16 protein-coding genes are annotated in these 19,172 nt (G+C 63.8%); 9 read left to right on the top strand and 7 right to left on the bottom strand.

What is annotated here, in order from left to right:
• Positions 1 to 41: 41 nt before the first annotated feature.
• Both AB8Z38_RS24845 and AB8Z38_RS24840 read right to left on the bottom strand, forming a co-directional pair.
• The gene (locus tag AB8Z38_RS24845) at positions 42 to 860 is read right to left on the bottom strand and encodes an ABC transporter permease (RefSeq protein ID WP_369720392.1); all 819 of its coding nucleotides are present in this window, start codon (positions 858 to 860) and stop codon (positions 42 to 44) included.
• A 135-nt stretch (positions 861 to 995) separates the two neighbouring features.
• A complete protein-coding gene (locus AB8Z38_RS24840) occupies positions 996 to 1,799 on the bottom strand; it encodes an ABC transporter ATP-binding protein (RefSeq protein WP_369720391.1) in 804 nt (267 codons plus the stop codon).
• Positions 1,800 to 1,923: 124 nt separating this feature from the next.
• On the opposite strand from AB8Z38_RS24840, the gene AB8Z38_RS24835 reads away from it, so the two are divergent.
• A complete protein-coding gene (locus AB8Z38_RS24835) occupies positions 1,924 to 3,234 on the top strand; it encodes an ActS/PrrB/RegB family redox-sensitive histidine kinase (protein ID WP_369720390.1) in 1,311 nt (436 codons plus the stop codon).
• A gap of 117 nt (positions 3,235 to 3,351) precedes the next feature.
• Positions 3,352 to 3,906: an ActR/PrrA/RegA family redox response regulator transcription factor gene (locus AB8Z38_RS24830; protein ID WP_369720389.1), complete on the top strand. Its 555-nt coding sequence runs from the start codon at positions 3,352 to 3,354 to the stop codon at positions 3,904 to 3,906.
• A gap of 153 nt (positions 3,907 to 4,059) precedes the next feature.
• Here AB8Z38_RS24830 and AB8Z38_RS24825 read toward each other — a convergent pair whose 3' ends face one another.
• Positions 4,060 to 4,551, bottom strand: a complete 492-nt coding sequence (locus AB8Z38_RS24825) for an MmcB family DNA repair protein (RefSeq protein WP_369720388.1) — start codon at positions 4,549 to 4,551, stop codon at positions 4,060 to 4,062.
• Between the two features lie 237 nt (positions 4,552 to 4,788).
• On the opposite strand from AB8Z38_RS24825, the gene AB8Z38_RS24820 reads away from it, so the two are divergent.
• A complete protein-coding gene (locus AB8Z38_RS24820; protein ID WP_369720387.1) occupies positions 4,789 to 6,462 on the top strand; it encodes an alpha-amylase family protein in 1,674 nt (557 codons plus the stop codon).
• Between the two features lie 160 nt (positions 6,463 to 6,622).
• Here AB8Z38_RS24820 and AB8Z38_RS24815 read toward each other — a convergent pair whose 3' ends face one another.
• Complete coding sequence (locus AB8Z38_RS24815; RefSeq protein ID WP_369720386.1) at positions 6,623 to 8,227, bottom strand: alpha-amylase family glycosyl hydrolase; 1,605 nt, start codon at positions 8,225 to 8,227, stop codon at positions 6,623 to 6,625.
• 173 nt (positions 8,228 to 8,400) lie between these two features.
• Here AB8Z38_RS24815 and AB8Z38_RS24810 point away from each other — a divergent pair, with 173 nt between their 5' ends.
• Positions 8,401 to 9,093 (top strand): MBL fold metallo-hydrolase, encoded by a 693-nt coding sequence (locus AB8Z38_RS24810; protein WP_369720385.1) that lies wholly within the window; start codon positions 8,401 to 8,403, stop codon positions 9,091 to 9,093.
• 153 nt (positions 9,094 to 9,246) lie between these two features.
• Here the strand turns inward: AB8Z38_RS24810 and AB8Z38_RS24805 are convergent, their stop codons facing one another.
• Complete coding sequence (locus AB8Z38_RS24805) at positions 9,247 to 10,425, bottom strand: PHB depolymerase family esterase (protein WP_369720384.1); 1,179 nt, start codon at positions 10,423 to 10,425, stop codon at positions 9,247 to 9,249.
• A 95-nt stretch (positions 10,426 to 10,520) separates the two neighbouring features.
• Positions 10,521 to 10,703 (bottom strand): hypothetical protein, encoded by a 183-nt coding sequence (locus AB8Z38_RS24800; protein WP_369720383.1) that lies wholly within the window; start codon positions 10,701 to 10,703, stop codon positions 10,521 to 10,523.
• A 54-nt stretch (positions 10,704 to 10,757) separates the two neighbouring features.
• On the opposite strand from AB8Z38_RS24800, the gene AB8Z38_RS24795 reads away from it, so the two are divergent.
• The 3 genes from AB8Z38_RS24795 (at position 10,758) to AB8Z38_RS24785 (ending at position 14,881) form a co-directional block, all read left to right on the top strand.
• Positions 10,758 to 12,002, top strand: coding sequence for a hypothetical protein (locus tag AB8Z38_RS24795; RefSeq protein ID WP_369720382.1), 1,245 nt, complete (start codon positions 10,758 to 10,760; stop codon positions 12,000 to 12,002).
• A 124-nt stretch (positions 12,003 to 12,126) separates the two neighbouring features.
• A complete protein-coding gene (locus AB8Z38_RS24790) occupies positions 12,127 to 13,362 on the top strand; it encodes an LLM class flavin-dependent oxidoreductase (RefSeq protein ID WP_369720381.1) in 1,236 nt (411 codons plus the stop codon).
• Positions 13,363 to 13,504: 142 nt separating this feature from the next.
• Complete coding sequence (locus AB8Z38_RS24785; protein ID WP_369720380.1) at positions 13,505 to 14,881, top strand: cytochrome P450; 1,377 nt, start codon at positions 13,505 to 13,507, stop codon at positions 14,879 to 14,881.
• Between the two features lie 98 nt (positions 14,882 to 14,979).
• On the opposite strand, the gene AB8Z38_RS24780 is transcribed toward AB8Z38_RS24785, so the two are convergent.
• Positions 14,980 to 15,822 (bottom strand): SDR family NAD(P)-dependent oxidoreductase, encoded by an 843-nt coding sequence (locus tag AB8Z38_RS24780; protein ID WP_369720379.1) that lies wholly within the window; start codon positions 15,820 to 15,822, stop codon positions 14,980 to 14,982.
• Positions 15,823 to 16,001: 179 nt separating this feature from the next.
• On the opposite strand from AB8Z38_RS24780, the gene AB8Z38_RS24775 reads away from it, so the two are divergent.
• Together AB8Z38_RS24775 and AB8Z38_RS24770 are read left to right on the top strand one after the other, a co-directional pair.
• On the top strand, positions 16,002 to 16,967 hold the full coding sequence (locus AB8Z38_RS24775; protein WP_369726594.1) for a sensor histidine kinase: 966 nt from the start codon (positions 16,002 to 16,004) through the stop codon (positions 16,965 to 16,967).
• A gap of 405 nt (positions 16,968 to 17,372) precedes the next feature.
• Positions 17,373 to 19,103: a putative bifunctional diguanylate cyclase/phosphodiesterase gene (locus AB8Z38_RS24770; RefSeq protein WP_369720378.1), complete on the top strand. Its 1,731-nt coding sequence runs from the start codon at positions 17,373 to 17,375 to the stop codon at positions 19,101 to 19,103.
• Positions 19,104 to 19,172: the final 69 nt, after the last annotated feature.

Genomic DNA, 19,172 nt, shown 5'->3' with positions numbered 1-19,172 from the left:
CGCAGACGGTTAAACCAGCCTGAATCCACGGGAAAGTGAAGCTATTCGCCGCCGGACAGCAGCGAGCCGTTTTTCTTGGCGCTGCGCAAAAGGGCAAGGAATGCCCCAACCGAAGCAACCAGCAGCACCGCGTTGATGGCCAGCGCATCCAGCATCAGATCGGTCCTGAAGGTTTGCTCGATCAGCAGCGCTCTCATGCCCTCGAACACGTAAGTCGGCGGCAACGACCAGGCAACATATTGCAGCCAGTCCGGCAGGACGCTGGCGGGATAGTAGACGCAGGCAAGCGGCAGGATCGCGAACATCAAGGTCCAGACGATGCTCTCGGCTCCCAGGCCGTTTCGCAGCACCAGCCCCGAGACGAAGATGCCGACCGACCAGCTGGTGAAGATCAGGTTGCAGAAGAAGGCGATCATCGGCAGGCCGAGGCTGTAGACATTGAAGTGAAACAGGAACAGCGCCAGCAGCGTCATCGGGATGATTCCGATCGCAAGCCGGATCAGGCTCATAATCATGAGCGACAGCAGAAACTCGATCGGCCTCAACGGGCTCATCATGAGATTGCCGATGTTGCGCGCCCACATCTCCTCGAGGAACGAGATGGAGAAGCCGAGCTGCCCGCGGAACAGGATGTCCCACAGGATGACCGCGCCGATCAGCGTGCCGCCGGCGCGCGCGAAGAAATTGGCGTTCTGCGCGATGTAGAGCTGGAGGAATCCCCAGGTGATGACCTGGAGCGCCGGCCAGTACAGCAGCTCGAGCAGCCGCGGCCAGGACGACATCAAGAGATACCAGTACCGCAGGATCATCGCGCCGATGCGTTGCGTGGAGATGCCGGGGAGGAGGGACAGTTCACTCATGGCCGCGCCGCGTAGCCCGGATGGAGCGTGTAGCCCGGATGGAGCGCAGCGCATCCGGGAATCGTGCCCCAAGCGACGAAGGCCCCGGATTACGCTGCGCTCCATCCGGGCTACGGCCAAAACATAGGGGACCGCTCATCTTGCCGCCTCCTGCGCGCCATTCACCCGGCCCCGCGCGACGTCCAGGAACACCTCCTCCAGTGTGGTGCGGTTGTAGCGGGCCATGATGGCCTCGGGCGTGTCGTCGTCCTCGACCCGGCCGCGCTTCATGATGATGACGCGGTCGCAGAGCCGCTCGACCTCGAGCATGTTGTGCGAGGCCAGCAGGATGGTGGCATTGTGCGCCTTGCGATAGGTCTCCAGATGCGCCCGCACCCAGTCGGCCGTATCAGGATCGAGCGAGGCAGTCGGCTCGTCCAGCAGCAACAGCTCGGGCTGGTTGATCAGCGCCTTGGCGAGCGCGACGCGGGTCTTCTGCCCCGCGGACAGCTTGCCGTTGGCGCGGTCGATGAACTCGGTGAGGTCGAGATCGTCGGCCAGTTTCGCGATGCGGTCGGCGAGGTGCTTCACCGCATACAGCTTGCCGAAGATGGTGAGGTTCTGCCGCACGGTGAGCCGCATCGGCATGTCGACATAGGGGCTCTCGAAGTTCATCCGCCCCAGCACGGCGGCGCTCTCCTCCGGCATCCGATGCCCGAGCACCCGCACGCGGCCGGAGGTCGGCAGCACCAGGCCCATGATCATCGCGATGGTGGTGGTCTTGCCGGCGCCGTTGCCGCCGAGGAGGCCGGTGATGCTGCCGCGGGGAAGCGAGAAAGAGATGCCGTCAACCGCGCGGGTCTGCTTGTAGACCTTGACGAGGCGGTCGACCTCTATTGCCGCAGACGAAATGCCATCCGCGACAGTCGGCCAACTTGAAGCGTTGTCGTTCCCGGTCATGCTAGGCGTTCTTCCGCCATTGCGCGACCGAGTGCAAGGCTTGAATGTAACAGGTTTGTAACCAGAGCGAATGCGTGCGCCAGCGTGTTTGTGAGCGGGCGCACGCACCGCTAGATTGGCTGAGATGACCGAGACTGCCGCTTCCGACTTCCGTCACACGCAGCGCCACATCCGCCTGGATACCATCCTGCGGCTGCGCTGGCTCGCGGTGCTGGGCCAGCTCGCCGCGATCTTCATCGTGGCGCAGGGGCTCGAGTTCAACGTCGAGATCGTCCCCTGCGTTAGCATCATCGGCCTGTCGGCGGCGCTCAATCTGGCGCTGCAGACCGTCGCCAACCCGATGGGGCGGCTAGAGCCGATCCAGGCGGCCGGACTGCTGGCGCTGAACATCGTGGAACTGGCCGGGCTGCTGTTCTTCACCGGCGGATTGCAGAACCCGTTCTCGTTCCTGTTCCTCGCACCCGTGCTGATCTCGGCGACCGTGCTGCCCGCTCGCCTCACCTTCGGCCTTGGTCTGCTGGCTGTCGCCTGTGCCTCCATCCTGTTCGTTTTCCATCTGCCGCTGCCGTGGGATTCCGATGATCCGCTGGTGCTGCCGCCGATCTATCTCGTCGGAGTCTGGCTCTCGATCGTGCTTGCGATCGGCGTCACCAGCCTCTACTCGTTCCAGGTGACCGAGGAGGCGCGCAAGCTTGCGGACGCGCTGGCCGCGACCGAGCTGGTGCTGACGCGCGAGCAGCATCTGACCCAGCTCGACGGGCTCGCCGCGGCCGCCGCGCACGAGCTCGGCACGCCGCTTGCGACCATCTTCTTGATCTCGCGCGAGCTGGAAAAGACGGTGAAGGAGCCCGTCTTTGCCGCCGATCTGAAGACCCTGCGCGAGCAGACGCAGCGCTGCCGCGACATCTTGAGCAAGATCACCCAGCTCTCCTCCAGCGGCGCGCCGTTCGACCGCATGAAATTGTCGGAACTCATCGAAGAAGTGGTGGCGCCACACCGCGATTTCGGCGTCGACATCAAGGTGCGGATCGCGATTGCCGCCGTGGCCGAGCCGGTCGGCTCGCGCAATCCGGCCATCCTCTACGGCGTCGGCAACATCGTCGAGAACGCGGTCGATTTCGCCCGCACCACTGTGGAAGTGAACGCGTGGTGGAACAACGAGACGATCGAGATCGTGATCTCCGACGACGGCCCCGGCATTCCGCCCGATCTCATCAAACGGATCGGCGAGCCCTATCTGTCGCGGCGGCGCACCCAGGAGGCCGGCGGTGGCCTGGGACTCGGCGTGTTCATCGCGCGCACGCTGCTCGAACGCACCGGGGCCAAGGTCTCGTTTACCAACCGAACCTTCCCGGACCACGGTGCAGTGGTCCAGATCGCGTGGCCGCGCCAGCGTTTTGAGGCTATCGAGACTTTCGACGAAACAATAGGATAGACCGCGACCTTGCGTCGCACCGAAGCGGCGATCGGCGATTGGCGGCCTTGTCTTGAGGGCCTTGGCACCGCCGCTTTGCGAGGCCATATGTAAACGCGCTGGAGAGAGGACAAAATCTTGACCGCCATCGCCGAATTCAACGAACAGACCGACCGCTCGCTTCTCATCGTGGAGGACGACAAGCCGTTTCTGGAGCGCTTGTCGCGCGCCATGGAAACGCGCGGCTTCGCGGTGACATCATGTGACAGCGTCTCGGATGGTCTGGCTCAGATCGGCAAGTCCGCACCCGCCTTCGCAGTGGTCGATTTGCGGCTCGGCGACGGCAATGGCCTCGATGTCGTCTCGGCGCTGAAGAAGAAGCGCCCCGAAGCCCGCGCCATCGTGCTGACCGGCTATGGCAACATCGCCACCGCGGTGACCGCGGTGAAGATGGGGGCGATCGATTATCTCTCGAAGCCGGCGGACGCCGACGACGTCGTCGCCGCGCTGCTCTCGACCGGCGGAGACAAGTCCGAGCTGCCGGCGAATCCGATGTCGGCCGACCGCGTGCGCTGGGAGCACATCCAGCGCATCTACGAGATGTGCAACCGCAACGTCTCGGAAACAGCGCGCAGGCTGAACATGCACCGGCGCACGTTGCAGCGGATTCTCGCGAAGCGAGCACCGCGCTGATGCTCACGGCTACCGTGCCCCGGACGCTGCGCAGCACGAAGTGATGCGCTGCTGAGCCGGGGCCCATGCCTCAGCTCGAATCGCCGCGTGCTGGGTCCCGGCTCTGCGCAGCAACGCTGAAGCGTTGCAGCGCGTCCGGGACGCGAGACCGGGCTATTCCCAAAATTCCGCATGTCCTTGCGGATCGACCAGCCGGTTGATGCGCAACGCCGCTGCCATCGCGAAGCGCACGGTCATCTGCTTGCGCGTCGCCGCAGCGAGCCTGTGCTCGGGTGCCTCGCAGTGCAGATGCGCGCCGTAGGCGTCCGCGACGATCAAGCCGGTGTCTTGCGGAAAGATCTCGCACGGCAAATCCTGCGTAAACGCAAAGAACAGCCGGTCGCAATGCGCGCGGTATTCGTGCCATTTCTGATCCGCGCGGAGATCCTCGACCGACGACTTGATCTCGACGATCCAGATCTCGCCGCGTTCGTTCAGCGCCACCAGATCGGCGCGCCGTCCCGACGGCAGCGGCAATTCGCTGATGCAGGAGAACCCGAGCGAACGCAGCAGCCGCGCCGTGCCACGCGCGATCGCCAGCGCCGTCTCGGACTGGCGGCGGTCCGGCGGCGGCACGAGCGTGATGTTGCGGGCGGGGTTGTCCATGCGGGGAGATTAGCCGATTCCTTCGTTGTCGTCCTGGCGAAAGCCATGACCCATTACCCCAAGAGGTCGTTGTCGCACGAGCTGATAACCACCAGTCCTCGTCAAACTGTGCCCTGTGGTAATGGGTCCTGGATCTGCGCTTCGCTTGTCCAGGACGACGGCGGACGGAACCTCCCCTTCCCAACGCACTTATCACGCAGCCGCCGCCCCGGGCGGACCCATCGAGGCCGCTCGCGCATGATCGACGATCTCTGGTACAAGAACGCCATCATCTATTGCCTCTCCGTCGGCACCTATATGGATGCCAACGGCGACGGCATCGGCGATTTCAAGGGCCTGTTGCGGCGTCTGGATTATCTGCACGGGCTCGGCATCACCACGATCTGGCTGATGCCGTTCCAGACCTCGCCGGGACGCGACGATGGCTACGACGTCGCCGATTATTACAGCGTCGATGCCCGCTACGGCACGCTCGGCGATTTCGTCGAATTCACCCATGGCTGCGAGCAGCGCGGCATTCGCGTCATCATCGATCTCGTCGTCAACCACACGTCGGACCAGCATCCCTGGTTCAAGGCGGCGCGGAGCGACAGGAATTCGCCCTATCGCGATTGGTATGTCTGGTCCGACAAGAAGCCGGCCAACGCCAACCAGGGCATGGTGTTTCCCGGCGTTCAGAAATCGACATGGACGCGCGACAAGGAAGCCGGCGCCTGGTACTTCCACCGCTTCTACGATTTTCAGCCGGATCTCAACACGTCGAACCCGCGCGTCCAGGCCGAGATCCTCAAGATCATGGGATTCTGGATCCAGCTCGGCGTCTCCGGCTTTCGGATGGACGCCGTACCTTTCGTCATCGCGACCAAGGGCGCCAAGGTCAAGAAGCCGGCCGAGCAGTACGACATGCTGCGTACGTTTCGTGAATTCCTGCAATGGCGGCAGGGCGACGCCATTATCCTCGCCGAGGCCAACGTGCTGCCCAAGACGGACATGGAATATTTCGGACGCGATGCCGACCGCATGCACATGATGTTCAATTTCCAGGTCAACCAGCATCTGTTCTATGCGCTGGCCTCGTCCGATTCCCGTCCGCTGGCGCAAGCATTGAAGGCGACCAAGCCGCGGCCGGCCTCGGCGCAATGGGGGCTGTTCCTGCGCAATCACGACGAGCTCGATCTCGGCCGGCTGACCGAGGCGCAGCGCGATCGCGTGTTCAAATGCTTCGGCCCCGACAAGGACATGCAGCTCTATAACCGCGGCATTCGCCGCCGTCTGGCGCCGATGCTGGGTGGCGACCGCCGGCGGCTCGAGCTCGCCTATAGCTTGATGTGCACGCTGCCGGGGACGCCGGTGATCCGCTATGGCGACGAGATCGCGATGGGCGATGATCTTTCGCTGCCGGAGCGCAACTGCGCGCGGACGCCGATGCAATGGTCGACGGAGCCGAACGGCGGATTCACCATCAGCGACACGCCGGCCTTGCCCGTCATCAGCGAGGGGCCCTACGGCTTCGAGCACGTCAACGTCGCCAAGCAGCGCCGCGATCCGAACTCAATGCTGAACTGGACCGAGCGCATCATCCGCATGCGCAAGGAAGTGCCCGAGATCGGCTGGGGCGATTTCACGATCATCCGGACGCGCGACCCCGCGGTCTTGATCATCCGCTACGACTGGCGCAACAATTCGGTGCTGTTCGTGCACAATCTCGACGAGAAGCCGCGCGAGACCGCGTTTTCGGTGCAGCTGCCCGGCGATGTCGGCGAGCATCTCATCAACTTGCTCGCGGAAAACCACAGCCATGCCGACAAGCGCGGCCAGCATCGCGTGGTGCTGGAGCCCTATGGCTATCGCTGGTACCGCGTCGGCGGGCTGGATTATCTGCTGAAGCGGAGTGAGATCGAGACACGGTAACTTTGCTCCGCCGTTTCCACAACCGTCATTGCGAGCGCAGCGAAGCAATCCGGAGTCTTTCCGGGGAGGCAGTCTGGATTGCTTCGCTGCGCTCACAATGACGGGGAAGAGGTGTCGGCCATCCTCCTCTGCCGTCGTCCCGGCGAAGGCCGGGACGACGCTATGGATCTGGCGGCGCAACCACCACGCCCTCATTGCCGCGCAGATCCAGCACGCCCTCGACCTTCTCGCCCTCGCGGTCCAGAAACGTCGACAGCAAGATCTCGCTGCCGAAGCGGATCGAGCTGGTGGTGACGGCGATCGGGTCCGGGCCGAGATTGAGCACCACGATCATCGCTTTGCCTTCGGCTTCTCGGCGATAGATCAGCAAATCGCCTTGCGCCGCGATTGGATGATAGTCGCCCGCCACCAGCGGCGGACAGGCCTTCCGGAATGCGACCAGGCGCTTGTACAGAGTGAGGATCGAGCGCGCGTCGGCATCGAGATTGACGACGTTTTCATGGACATGGTCCTCCGGCAGCGGCAGCCACGGCTTGACCTCCGAGAAGCCGGCGAAGCGTGACGAGTCCCATTGCATCGGCGTGCGGCAGCCGTCGCGGCCGACGCCGATGCCGGGGACGTTCTTCTCGAAGGGGTCGCGGACATCCTCGGAGGCGATCGCCGATTGATGCATGCCGATCTCGTCGCCGTAATAGAGCGTCGGGGTGCCGCGCAGCGTCAGCAGCAGCATTGCGGCAATGCGGGCCTGCTCCGGCCCGACGCGGCTCGCCACCCGCGGACGGTCGTGATTGCCGAGCACCCAGTTCGGCCAGGCACCTTTCGGCAGCGCCTTCTCGTAGTCCTCGATGATCTTCTCGATCGCGCGCGCGCTCCAGAACGTCGACAGCAGCGCGAAATTGAACGGCATCTGCGCGCCGGTGAGATCGTTGCCGTAATAGGCCATCAGCCGGTGCAGCGGCAGATAGATCTCGCCGATCAGCACGCGCGCACCGTAGGAATCGACGACGCGCCGCATCTCGGCGATGACGTCATGCACCTCCGGCTGGTCAGTGGAATATTGCGTCAGGATTTTTTCGTTGGGCGGCCGGCCCTCGACATAATGCGGGTTTGGCGGATTGTCGCGGAATTCGGCGTCCTTGATCAGGTGCCAGATCACGTCGACGCGAAACCCGTCAACGCCCTTCTCGAGCCAGAACCGCATCACGTCGTAGATCGCCGCGCGCACGTCCGGATTGCGCCAGTTGAGATCCGGCTGCTGGGCCAAGAATGCGTGGTAGTAATATTGCCCCGTGGTGTCGTCGAATTGCCACGCGCTGCCGCCGAACTCGGACAACCAGTTGTTCGGCACGCCGCCGTCGGGCTTCGGATCGCGCCAGATATACCAATCACGTTTCGGATTGTCGCGCGATGAGCGGCTCTCGACGAACCAGGGATGCTGGTCGGAGGTGTGGTTGGGCACGAGATCGAGGATCAGCTTCAACCCGTTGTCATGCGCGGCCGCAAGCAGCGTGTCGAAATCCGCCATCGTGCCGAACAGCGGCTCGATACCGGTATACTCCGAGATGTCGTAGCCGAAATCGGCCATCGGCGAGGGGAAGATCGGCGACAGCCAGATCGCGTCGACGCCGAGTGATTTCACATAAGGCAGCCGCCGCAAAATGCCGGCGAGATCGCCGACGCCGTCGCTATTTGAGTCCTGAAACGAGCGCGGATAGATCTGATAGAAGATGCCGTCGCGCCACCAGTTCTCGCCGCGTTGAGCCATGCCGGAAAACCCATCCAAGAAACTGCCCCTCGCGCGGGAGAACGCGACAGCAACGCCCCAGTTCAAATCAGCCGGCGAAATGGGACGGCCGTGTGACGGCCAGCACCGCTGTTCCCGCGCCACGGCACGAATCTTTTGCTTGGCCATAGGCCAAAAATCGGCATTGTGGCGCCATGACCGAGCAAAATGACACCCAAGATAATACTCAGGACTCCTCGCAGGCCAAAGCCGGCGCGATCATCGTTCCCGTGACGCTGTTCGAGCAGAACTGCACCATCATCTGGGACGAGCCCGGCAAGAAGGCCGTGGTGATCGATCCCGGCGGGGACGTGCCGAAGATCCTGGAGGCGATCAAGCAGACCGGCGTCACCGTGGAAAAAATCTGGCTGACGCATGGCCATATCGACCATGTCGGCGGCGCCGCCGAATTGCGTGATGCGCTGAAGGTGCCGATCGAGGGGCCGCATATCGCGGACAAGTTCCTGCTCGACAACGTCGTGGAGAGCGGATCGCGCTTCGGAATGACCGGCGTGCGTAACTTTGCGCCGGACCGCTGGCTCGAGGAGGGCGACACCGTCTCGATCGGCGGCCTGCGGTTCGACATCTTGCATTGCCCCGGCCACTCGCCCGGCAGCGTGGCGTTCTACAACAAGGACATGCGTTTCGCCCATGTCGGCGACGTCCTGTTCGCAGGCTCCGTCGGGCGCACCGACCTGCCCGGCGGCAGTCATGCGACGCTGATCAATTCGATCAAGGCCAAGCTGCTGCCGCTTGGCGACGATGTCGGCTTCATCTGCGGCCATGGCGCGGGCTCGAGCATCGGCCAGGAACGGATGACCAATCCGTTCATCACCGGCGAGATGTGAGCGCCTATTCCGCCGCATCCGCGAACGCCGCGGGTCCGCCCAAATTGCGTTCGCCCCATTCGCGGATCGCGGCGAGACGCCGGTTGATACAGCGCCACAAACTCAACTGTCGTCCCGGACAAAGCGTAAGCGCAGATCCGGAACGACGAAGAGCTACTTCATCAACCCCGCGGCGGTCAGCGCCCGCGTGATGACTGCGCCGAGATCGAAGCCGCGCGATTGCTCCGGCTTCGGCCCGGCCGGCTTGTCGGCGACGGCCGTGCGGATCGAGCGGGCGAGATGCGGGGCGGGCGACATTTTCGGCGCCGGCGCGGCGGCAGGCCTTGGCTCCGGCTTGGTCTTCGCGTCCGGAATCCAGCCGGTCAGGCCGAAGAATTTCGCGATGTGATAGGACGAGGAGATGCCCGCCTCGATCAGAAACGCACCCTCCACACCGTAGCGCTGATCGTTGTCGGCGATGCCGAGCGGCGTGCCGTGTGCCATGTCGGCAATGTTGTAGAACTCGACCAGCGTCTCGCCGTCCTTGTTCCACCAGGCCTGGCGCGGATAGCCGTCGACATTGGTCTCGGCCATTGGCACGGCGGGCAGGTCGTGCAGGTCGAGCCATTGTTTGACGATCTCGTTGGCGTTGCCGGGATTGACGGTGCGGTCGGCGCTGCCATGCCACACCGACATTTTCGGCCAGGGCCCGCGATGGGGCGAGGCGTTGCGCACGAGATCGCCGAGCTCGTGCGCCGGCCGCGCCGGCGAATGAAACATGCCATCCAGTGCCTCGCGCAGGTTCGAGGCGATGCCGTAGGGCAGCCCCGCGATCACAGCGCCGGCCGCAAACACGTCCGGATAGGTCGCAAGCATCACCGACGTCATGGCACCGCCGGCCGAGAGACCGGTGATGAAGACGCGCCGCGGATCGATGCGATGGGCCTCGGCCATGTGTGAGACCATCTCGCGGATCGAGCGCGCCTCGCCGCTGTCGCGCGCGATGTCCTCGGCGTTGAACCAGTTGAAGCAGGTGTTGGCGTTATTGGAACGCTGCTGCTCGGGCATCAACAGCGCAAAGCCGTAATGCCGCGCCAGCGTCGACCATCCCGCGCCGAGGTCGTAGCCCGCCGCGGTCTGGCCGCAGCCATGCAAGACAACGACGAGCGCGCGCGGCTTCTGCAATTGTGTCGGCACGAATGCGAGCATGCGCAGGTTGCCGGGGTTTTCGCCGAAGTCCGTGACTTCTTGCAGCGGACTGGATGATGCAGCGCTCAGTCCGAACTCGGGAAAGCGCAGACCGTCCAGCTTCGGCAGACGTCTCAACAGTTCGACATTTCTGGTTAACGACAACGACAGCTCCTGGCAGGCGACTTCAACGTCACCCAGACCAGATAGTTGCTGCAGCGCAAAATAAAAAGTGTGTGTGCTGTCAATCAGCGGAATATTCACGGGAAATCCGCCCGCGTTAACCGCAATGCCTCAACTTCGTGCAGCGGCGCGGCACATCCACGCCGGAAATGCGCGCAGATCATGATTAATGTCACAAACAGCGCGAGCGAGACGACGATACCTGCGCGTGATGATTGCAAGGCTTCGACCGCAAAGAACACCGCGCCGATTGCGGCCACTCCGGCCGCATTGCCGATCCTATGCTAGATTGTCAGGCGATTTGGGGCGCGCAGATGAGTCCGGGACAGCCGAAAATCCTGTTGAGCGAAGGATCGAGCCTGTCCGCGCGCGAAGCCATCACGGCGCTGGGACTTGCCGGCCACCGGGTCGCGCTGATGTCGAGCGATCCGCTCTGCCTCGGGCGCTTCTCCCGCTTCGTGACGCGCGTCCACGCGGCGCCTGCCGCAGGTGCCGATCCCGATCGCTATCTCGCGGCGGTGCTCGATGTCATCAAAACCAACGCGATCGACGCCGTGCTTCCGGTCCATGAGCAGGCCTATCTGTTCGCGGCGGCGCGGAAGCAATTCCCGACCAATGTCGGCCTGGCTCTCGCGGACTTTGCAGCCTTCGAGCAGGTCCAGAGCAAGGCCGCGTTTGCGAGCCTGCTGACGCGGCTCGGCGTGCCGCAACCTCGAACCGAACTCATCCATTCCGCCGACGACCTTGCCGGAGCGAGGAGCTATCCGTTCTTCGTCAAGGCCGCGTTCGGAACGGCGAGCGTAGGCGTCTGGCACGTAAAGGACGAGCGGCAACGCGACATGCTCGTGCAACGTCTTGAACAGGACAACGCCATCGGCGACGGGCTCCTGATGCAGCAGGCAATCGCCGGCGTGCTGGAGCGAACGCAGGCGATCTTCGACCGCGGACGTCTCGTCGCCTGTCATATCTATCGCCAGGTTCTGGAAGGGCCGGGCGGCGGGGACGTGCTTAAACAGAGCGTGGTCGATGGCGACGTGCGCGCGATCGTCGAGACGATCGGCCGCGCGCTCGACTGGCACGGCGCGCTGTCGTTCGACTACATCCGCGAAGCCGCGTCCGGCACGCCCTATTTCATCGACGCGAATCCGCGCCTCGTCGAGCCGATGAACGCCTGGCTCTCCGGCGTCGATCTGCCCGGCGCATTGTTGCAGGTCTCGCTCGGCCAGAACCCACCGGCACAGGCGCCCGGAAAGGCCGGAATCGTGACCCGGCTAGGCATCATGGGGCTGCTCGACGCCGCGCAGCGGCGGAAGCGCCGTCGGGATGTCCTCAGCGACCTTGCGCAACTCGCGACCGGTTCAGGCCGCTATCGCGGTGCGCGGGAAGAGCTGGTTCCGATACGGTCGGATCCCTGGGTCGCCGTGCCGCTGGCCGTCGTCACCGGCCGACTGCTGTGGGATCCTGCGAATGCCGCACGTGTGTCCGCGTCGACAGTGGCGGCGTACAGCCTGACGCCGGAATCCGTGCGCCGACTGCATGCGTGGCAACAATCGCCATAAGCCTGTCACACACCATCGCGCATGCCTGCATTCCGCTACGCGGGACATCGTGCGATTGCGTTCGCGGGCCTCAGCACGTAGCCTCGCGGCTCCAACAAACAAAAAATCCAAGCGGAGAAACGCCATGGCGCGCCTGAAGTTCGGAGCTTTCCTTGCCCCGCATCACCCCATCGGGGAGCATCCGATGCTTCAGTTCCGGCGCGATCTCGATCTGGTCAAGCAGCTCGATGCGCTTGGTTACGACGAGTTCTGGTGCGGCGAGCATCATTCCTCCGGCTGGGAGACGATCGCGTCGCCCGAGATGTTTTTGGCCGCGGCCGGCGAGCGCACCAAGCGCGTCAAGCTCGGCACCGGCGTGGTGTCGCTGCCCTATCACCATCCCTACAACGTTGCCCAGCGCATGGTGCAGCTCGACCACATGACCGGCGGCCGCGCCATCTTCGGCTCCGGACCCGGCGCGCTTGCCTCCGACGCGCACACGCTCGGCATCGACCCGATGACGCAGCGCGACCGCCAGGACGAGGCGATCGGCATCATCCGCCGCCTCTTCAACGGCGAGCGCGTCACCGCCAGGAGCGACTGGTTCACCATGAACGACGCCGCGCTCCAGATCCTGCCGTTGCAGGAGGAAATGCCGTTCGTCGTGGCCTCGCAAATCTCGCCATCCGGCATGACGCTCGCCGGCAAATACGGCATCGGCATCATCTCGCTGGGCTCGATGACGACGCAGGGCCTAATGTCGCTGCAGCAGCAATGGCAATTCGCCGAGGACGCGGCCAAGAAGCACGGCACCAGGGTCGATCGCGCGAACTGGCGCGTGCTGCTGACCTGGCATGTCGCCGAAACCCGCGAGCAGGCCCGCCGCGAGGCCGGCGCCGGCCTGATGCGCTGGCACAACGAATATAACGTCGGCACGCTGCAACGGCCGGGCCTGACCGCATTCTCCTCGCCCGACGAGGCCGTCGACAAGACCGCTTTCGTCGACGGTGCGGCCTCCGTCATCGGCACGCCGGACGATCTCGTCAAGATGATCAAGAAGGTGATGCAGGTGTCGGGCGGCGTCGGCGCCGTCATCGGCTTCGTGCACGACTGGGCCAATCCGGAGAACACGCGCCGGAGCTGGGACATGGTCGCACGCTATGTCGTGCCGGAGATCAACGGCTACATCGACGCACTGCGCAAGTCGCAAAAATTCGTGATCGAGAACCGCGCGATCTTCGAACGCGCGGGACAGGCCGTGATGGCCAAGATCATGGAGAACGAGAAGGCGGCCGAGGCGCTAAAGATGACCGGTCCCGGCCGCGTTGCGATTCCGGCGGTCAACGCGCCTGATCTGCAGAAGGAAGCGGCGAAGCGGTAAGCCCTATCACCGCCACGCTTGTAACGAGGATCATAAGCAGGGGGTATCGGCCTGTGCTATGCTGACCTGGTCAGCCCGGCTCAGGCCGCAATGATGCCGAGGCGCTAGATTTCTGTTCGGACGTCCAACCGGAGCAATCGTCATGTCGATGCAGAATGTGGCCTCGCCTGCGCTCAGCTTCACGCCGCCCAAGCGCAACGAGCTGACGCACATCCCCGGCGACGAGGGCTGGCCGATCATCGGCAAGACTTTTCAAGTGCTGGCCGACCCAAAGGGGCACATTGAAAAGAGCGGCGCCAAATACGGCCCGGTCTACCGCACCCATCTGTTCGGCGAGACCAATGTCGTGCTGCTCGGGCCCGAAGCTAACGAGCTCGTGCTGTTCGACCAGCAGAAGCTGTTTTCCTCGACCCATGGCTGGAACAAGGTGCTCGGCCTGCTGTTTCCGCGCGGGTTGATGCTGCTCGATTTCGACGAGCACCGGCTGCACCGCAAGGCGCTCTCGGTCGCGTTCAAGTCCGGGCCGATGAAGTCCTATCTCAGCGACCTCGACCGCGGCATCGCCGCGAGGGTGGTCCAATGGAAAACGGCTCCCGGCAAGATGCAGCTTTATCCGGCGATGAAGCAGCTCACGCTCGACCTCGCCGCGAAGTCGTTCCTCGGTGCCGATATCGGGCCTGAGGTCGACGAGATCAACCGCGCCTTTATCGACATGGTCGCTGCCGCCGTCACCCCGATCCGCCGTCCGCTGCCGGGCACGCAGATGGCGCGCGGCGTGAATGGGCGCAAGCGCATCGTCGCCTATTTCCGCGAGCAGATCCCGCGCCGCCGCGCCAGGGAAGGCGGTGAGGACCTGTTTTCGCAGCTCTGCCATGCCACCCATGAGGACGGCGCGCTGCTCTCCGAGCAAGACATCATCGACCACATGAGTTTCCTGATGATGGCGGCGCACGACACGCTGACCTCGTCGCTGACGTCCTTTGTCGGCGAGCTCGCCGCCAATCCGGACTGGCAGAACAAGCTGCGCGCGGAGGTTCTTGCACTCGGGCTGGCCGCGGATGCACCGACCAGTTTTGACGATCTCGACAAGATGCCGCTGTCGGAGATGGCGTTCAAGGAGGCGCTGCGGATCAAGCCGCCGGTGCCGTCGATGCCGCGCCGCGCGATGCGTGACTTCAGCTTCAAGGGCTTCACGATTCCCGCCGGCACCGCGATCGGCGTCAATCCGCTCTATACGCATCACATGAAGGATATCTGGCCGGAGCCGGATCACTTCGATCCCTCGCGCTTCACCGAGGACGCCCAGCGCAACCGCCACCGCTTCGCCTGGGTGCCGTTCGGCGGCGGCGCGCATATGTGCCTCGGCCTGCACTTCGCCTACATGCAGGCAAAGTGCTTCGCGCGGCACTTCCTGCAGAATATCGAGGTGTCGCTCGAGCCGGGTTACAAGCCGGACTGGCAGATGTGGCCGATCCCGAAGCCGCGAGATGGTTTGTGGGTGACGGTGAAGGCGGTGTAACCGCAATCGTCATTGCGAGCGAAGCGAAGCAATCCAGACTGCCTCTGCGGAAACGGCCTGGATTGCTTCGTCGCAAGGGCTCCTCGCAATGACGAAAACTACCCGGCCCCCTGATCGAACGCCTTGCGCAGCGCGACATAGCCCTGTTGCTGCTGGCTCCAGTTGCGGCCGCCTGTCATGGCGCCGTCGATGACGAGGTCGTGGCCGTTGATGAAGCTCGATTCGTCGCTCGCCAGGAACAATGCGGCCTGCGCGATGTCGTCGGGAAGACCTGCACGCGGAATCGGCTGCGCGCTCTTGTAGACTTCGCGCATGACGGCCGGGGTCTTTTCGGCGGCTTCGGTCGACAGTCCCAGCGCCTTGCCGAAAATGCCGGTGGCGATCGCGCCGGGCGAGATCGAGTTGACGCGGACGTTGGACTCGCCAAGCTCCATCGCCACGCATTTGGTCAAATGAATCACCGCGGCCTTGGCCGCGCCATAGACCATTGAGGACGAGAAGCCGGCGAGGCGGCCGGCGATGCTGCCATTGTTGATGATGCTGCCGGACCCCTGCTTCTTCATGATGGGCGCGGCGTGCTTCATGCCGAGCATGACGCTGCGCACCAGCGTTGCCATCGCGACGTCGAAGCGTTCGACCTCGAGGCCTTCGATGCCGCCGGTCTGGGCCGGGCCGCCGGCATTGTTGAACAGGCAATCGATCCTGCCGAATTTCTCCACCGCGAGCGCGATTAGCGCCTGCATCTGCCCTTCGACGGTCACATCCGTCTGGCGGAAGACACAGGAGGCGCCGAGCTGCTTCGCCAGCGCCTCGCCTTCTGGTATACGCCGCCCCGCGATCACAATTTTGGCACCTTCGGCAACGAAGACTTCTGCGGTGCGCAATCCGATCCCGCTCGTCGCACCCGTGATCACCGCGACCTTGCCGTCCAGCCTGCCCATGGAATGTTCCTGTTTTCGAACGATTTGATGTCAAAAGGCCGACGCCGATCAATCGCCGAGCCGCGACAGTCACTATTCCTGCCGGCTCGCGGCAACGCAAGCTTTGCTTGTGCGGGCGGCATGCGTAACATCTTCACCTGCCACTCGAGTTTCGAACGCACATGGCAACCGGGCTGCGCATGGAGAAGCTGATCGAGGAATTTCGCAAAAGCTGGCAGGGCTTGGCGACGCCGTCGCTCGGCCTGAGCATGGTCTTTGCGTTAGCCTGCGTGCTGCTCGCGACGCTTGCGCGCTGGGGCCTCGCGCATGTGCGCCCCGACGTCTACTTCACGCCGTATTTTCCGGCCGTGTTCTTTGCCGCCGCGTTCGGGGGCTTGCGGATCGGCGTCATCACGGCGCTGGTCGGCGGCGTGCTCGGCGTGGCCCTGAATTTCGGTGACGCCTTTGCCGATCGCGCGCGGTTCGCGCTGCTGGCGCTCTATTGGGGCGTCTGTGCGCTGACGATCTGGGGCGTCGAGCACTATCGCACGATGCTGGCGGAGCAGCGCCGGATCTCCAGGCGCCTGATCGAGGAAGAGGATTATCGCAAGCTGCTGGTCGACGAACTCCAGCACCGGCTGAAGAACAAGCTGTCGACCGTGCACGCGGTGCTGCACCAGGTGCTGCACGACCAGCCGCAGGTCTGGGCTCGGATCGACCCGCGGCTGCGCTCGCTGGCGGCCACCGACGATTTGATCTCGCGGATCGACAAGGCCGGCTGCGATATCCGCGATCTCCTGATCTCGGAGCTCGGCCCTTACGGCCACGTCCGCTTTACTCTCAACGGCGACCGGCTGTTCCTGCCGCCGAAGCTCGCGGTGACGCTGTCACTGATGTTCCACGAGCTCGCGACCAACGCCGGCAAGTACGGCGCGTTCTCAGCGCCGCGGGGGCTGTTGCAGGTCTCATGGACCGTCAGCGACGACCGTCTGGCCATCACCTGGGACGAAACCGAGGGGCCGAGCATCGATCAGGTGTCTGCGCCGGGCTTCGGCACCAAGCTGCTGAAGTCGGCGCTATCCGCCTTCGACGGCAAGGCCGAGATCTCGTATCTGAAGACCGGGCTGCATTGCATCATGCAATGCCGCATCCCCAGGAGTGAATAAAGGTGATGACAATCGGTCGCTCGGTTCACCTCTCCCCAGCGGGGAGAGGTCGGATTGCTCCTGGCGATGCGAAGCATCGTCCAGAGCAATCCGGGTGAGGGGCCGCAGCGTTCGGTGAGACTGTAACCCCTCCCCCGGATCGCATCTTTCGATGCGATCCGACCTCTCCCTACGGGAGAGGTGTCGACTACGGCTCGCATCGATTCAACCAAAAGAGAACCGCGCGCCTCGCTTACGCTTTCCCAGGCGCCGTTGACCCTCTGTTAATGACGATCGGTGGCGCGCCTCGCATTGCGGCACAACACACCCGTATTTCTTCGGACCCCTTAACCAAAGCTAAGAGGGAACCGCGCATGATCGCGTCCATTGCAAAAGCGCGCTGAAACAACAAGATTCATGAATTCTATGAACGACAGCAAATATTCCGGCGCGAGCGAGGCTGAACTCGCATTCCTCAAGGACATCGTTAAATTGCTGCCGACCGGCCTGACCGTGCAGGACGCGCAGGGCGAGCTTCTTCTGATCAACGACACCGCGGCGAGCCAGCTCGGCATGGACGGCCGCTGTCCGTCGCCCGATCTCGCGCAGCGACGCGATGCCTGTCAGCGGGCGCTCAAGGCGGGCCAGGCTGTCGTCACCGAGGAGGCGCTCCACGACGGCCCCACGCGCCAGGTGCTGCTCACCACCCACCGTCCGGTCCGCCTCGCCGGCCGCGATCTGCTGATCTCGACCTCCGCAGACATCACCGAGCAGAAGAATTTCGAGGACCAGCTGTTCCGCTCCGCCTATTTCGACGAGCTGACCGGGCTGCCATCGCGGCGCGTGATCGAACATCGCGCCAGCGGCCTGCTGGCACGCGACGGCGAGCGGTTCGCACTGGCCTTCCTCGACGTCGACAATTTCAAGCACATCAACGACTATTACGGCCATACGGTCGGCGATGCGCTGCTGGTCGAGCTCTCCAAGCGCTTGGCGCGGGATCTGCGCGAATCCGACATGCTGTCGCGCATCTCCGGCGACGAATTCCTGCTGCTGATCTCGCCGATCCAGAGCCAGGAGCAAGTTGCCGAATTCATGCAATCGACGCTGGAACGCCTGACCGCGCCGTTCTTCATCGACAATTCGGAGGTCTTCGCCTCCACCTCCGTCGGCGTCAGCCTTTATCCCGACCATGGCCGCAGCTTCGAGACGCTGCGCCAGAACGCCGACGTCGCGATGTACCGCATCAAGAACAACGGCAAGGGTTCGGCGGCCTTCTTCGATTCCGGCATGGAGCGCGAGGCGCTGGCGCGGATGAAGATCGAACAGTCGCTGCGGCTCGCCATTCTCGAAAAACGCTTCTGTTGCGCGTTCCAGTCCAAGGTCGACATCAGGACCCAGGCCGTGAAGGGCGTCGAGGCGCTGGTGCGCCTGCGCGACGACGAAGGCGTCATCCAGGCTCCCGGCTCTTTCATCAATCTTGCGGTCGAGCTCGGGCTAATCGACGAGCTCACCCACCTCGTGCTCGCCGAGATCGTCAAGTCGATCGACCCAATCAACGACACCTTTGGTGTCGAAGCGACCATCAGCATCAACGTCGCCGCCAAGCAGGCCGGCAACCCGGAATTCATGCGTACGTTTGCACAGGCGCTCGAAGACACCGGCTTTCCCCAGCGTTTCATGATCGAGGTGACCGAGGACGCCTTCGTCGCCAAGAACCACTTCCAGGCGGAAATCCTGCCGATGTTCCGCAAGCTCGGGGTCGGCATCTCCATTGACGATTTCGGCACCGGCTATTCCTCGCTCTCGGCGCTCGCCGACATCACCGCCGACGAAATCAAGATCGACCGCTCCTTCATCTGCGATATCCATAAGCGCCCGCGCAACCAGGGCATCTTGCGCGCGATCGAATCGCTGAGCGAGGCGCTCGGCATGACCGTGATCGCCGAGGGCATCGAATCCTACGAGGAGCTTGCCTACCTCCAGGCCGCAACCAAGATCCGTTATGCGCAGGGCTATTATTTCGCCCGGCCGATTTTCCTGGAAGAGCTGAAGCTCGCCGCGCCCGTTTCCAGCGAGGCGCGGGTCAGCGTCGCCAGCCGCCCGATACAGCAGAACCGGCAGGGCTATTCGCGCGCACACGGCTACCGGCGGTAACCGCCCTCCTCGCCAAGGCCACCTCGAGACAGTGTCACGAGACGCCCGCCGCGACTCCGCCGGAAGGTG

The sequence above is a fragment of the Bradyrhizobium sp. LLZ17 genome (assembly GCF_041200145.1).
GTDB lineage: Bacteria > Pseudomonadota > Alphaproteobacteria > Rhizobiales > Xanthobacteraceae > Bradyrhizobium.
The sequence above is the reverse complement of the archived record's forward strand: the minus strand, read 5'-3'. Positions and strand labels throughout refer to the sequence as shown.

Coding starts and splice junctions, on each gene's coding strand:
- AB8Z38_RS24810 (WP_369720385.1), top strand. CDS start 8,401: ATGACCGAGCAAAATGACACCCAAGATAATACTCAGGACTCCTCGCAG.
- AB8Z38_RS24785 (WP_369720380.1), top strand. CDS start 13,505: ATGTCGATGCAGAATGTGGCCTCGCCTGCGCTCAGCTTCACGCCGCCC.
- AB8Z38_RS24825 (WP_369720388.1), bottom strand. CDS start 4,551: ATGGACAACCCCGCCCGCAACATCACGCTCGTGCCGCCGCCGGACCGC.
- AB8Z38_RS24795 (WP_369720382.1), top strand. CDS start 10,758: ATGAGTCCGGGACAGCCGAAAATCCTGTTGAGCGAAGGATCGAGCCTG.
- AB8Z38_RS24845 (WP_369720392.1), bottom strand. CDS start 860: ATGAGTGAACTGTCCCTCCTCCCCGGCATCTCCACGCAACGCATCGGC.
- AB8Z38_RS24835 (WP_369720390.1), top strand. CDS start 1,924: ATGACCGAGACTGCCGCTTCCGACTTCCGTCACACGCAGCGCCACATC.
- AB8Z38_RS24840 (WP_369720391.1), bottom strand. CDS start 1,799: ATGACCGGGAACGACAACGCTTCAAGTTGGCCGACTGTCGCGGATGGC.
- AB8Z38_RS24770 (WP_369720378.1), top strand. CDS start 17,373: ATGAACGACAGCAAATATTCCGGCGCGAGCGAGGCTGAACTCGCATTC.
- AB8Z38_RS24820 (WP_369720387.1), top strand. CDS start 4,789: ATGATCGACGATCTCTGGTACAAGAACGCCATCATCTATTGCCTCTCC.
- AB8Z38_RS24775 (WP_369726594.1), top strand. CDS start 16,002: ATGGAGAAGCTGATCGAGGAATTTCGCAAAAGCTGGCAGGGCTTGGCG.
- AB8Z38_RS24815 (WP_369720386.1), bottom strand. CDS start 8,227: ATGGCTCAACGCGGCGAGAACTGGTGGCGCGACGGCATCTTCTATCAG.
- AB8Z38_RS24790 (WP_369720381.1), top strand. CDS start 12,127: ATGGCGCGCCTGAAGTTCGGAGCTTTCCTTGCCCCGCATCACCCCATC.
- AB8Z38_RS24780 (WP_369720379.1), bottom strand. CDS start 15,822: ATGGGCAGGCTGGACGGCAAGGTCGCGGTGATCACGGGTGCGACGAGC.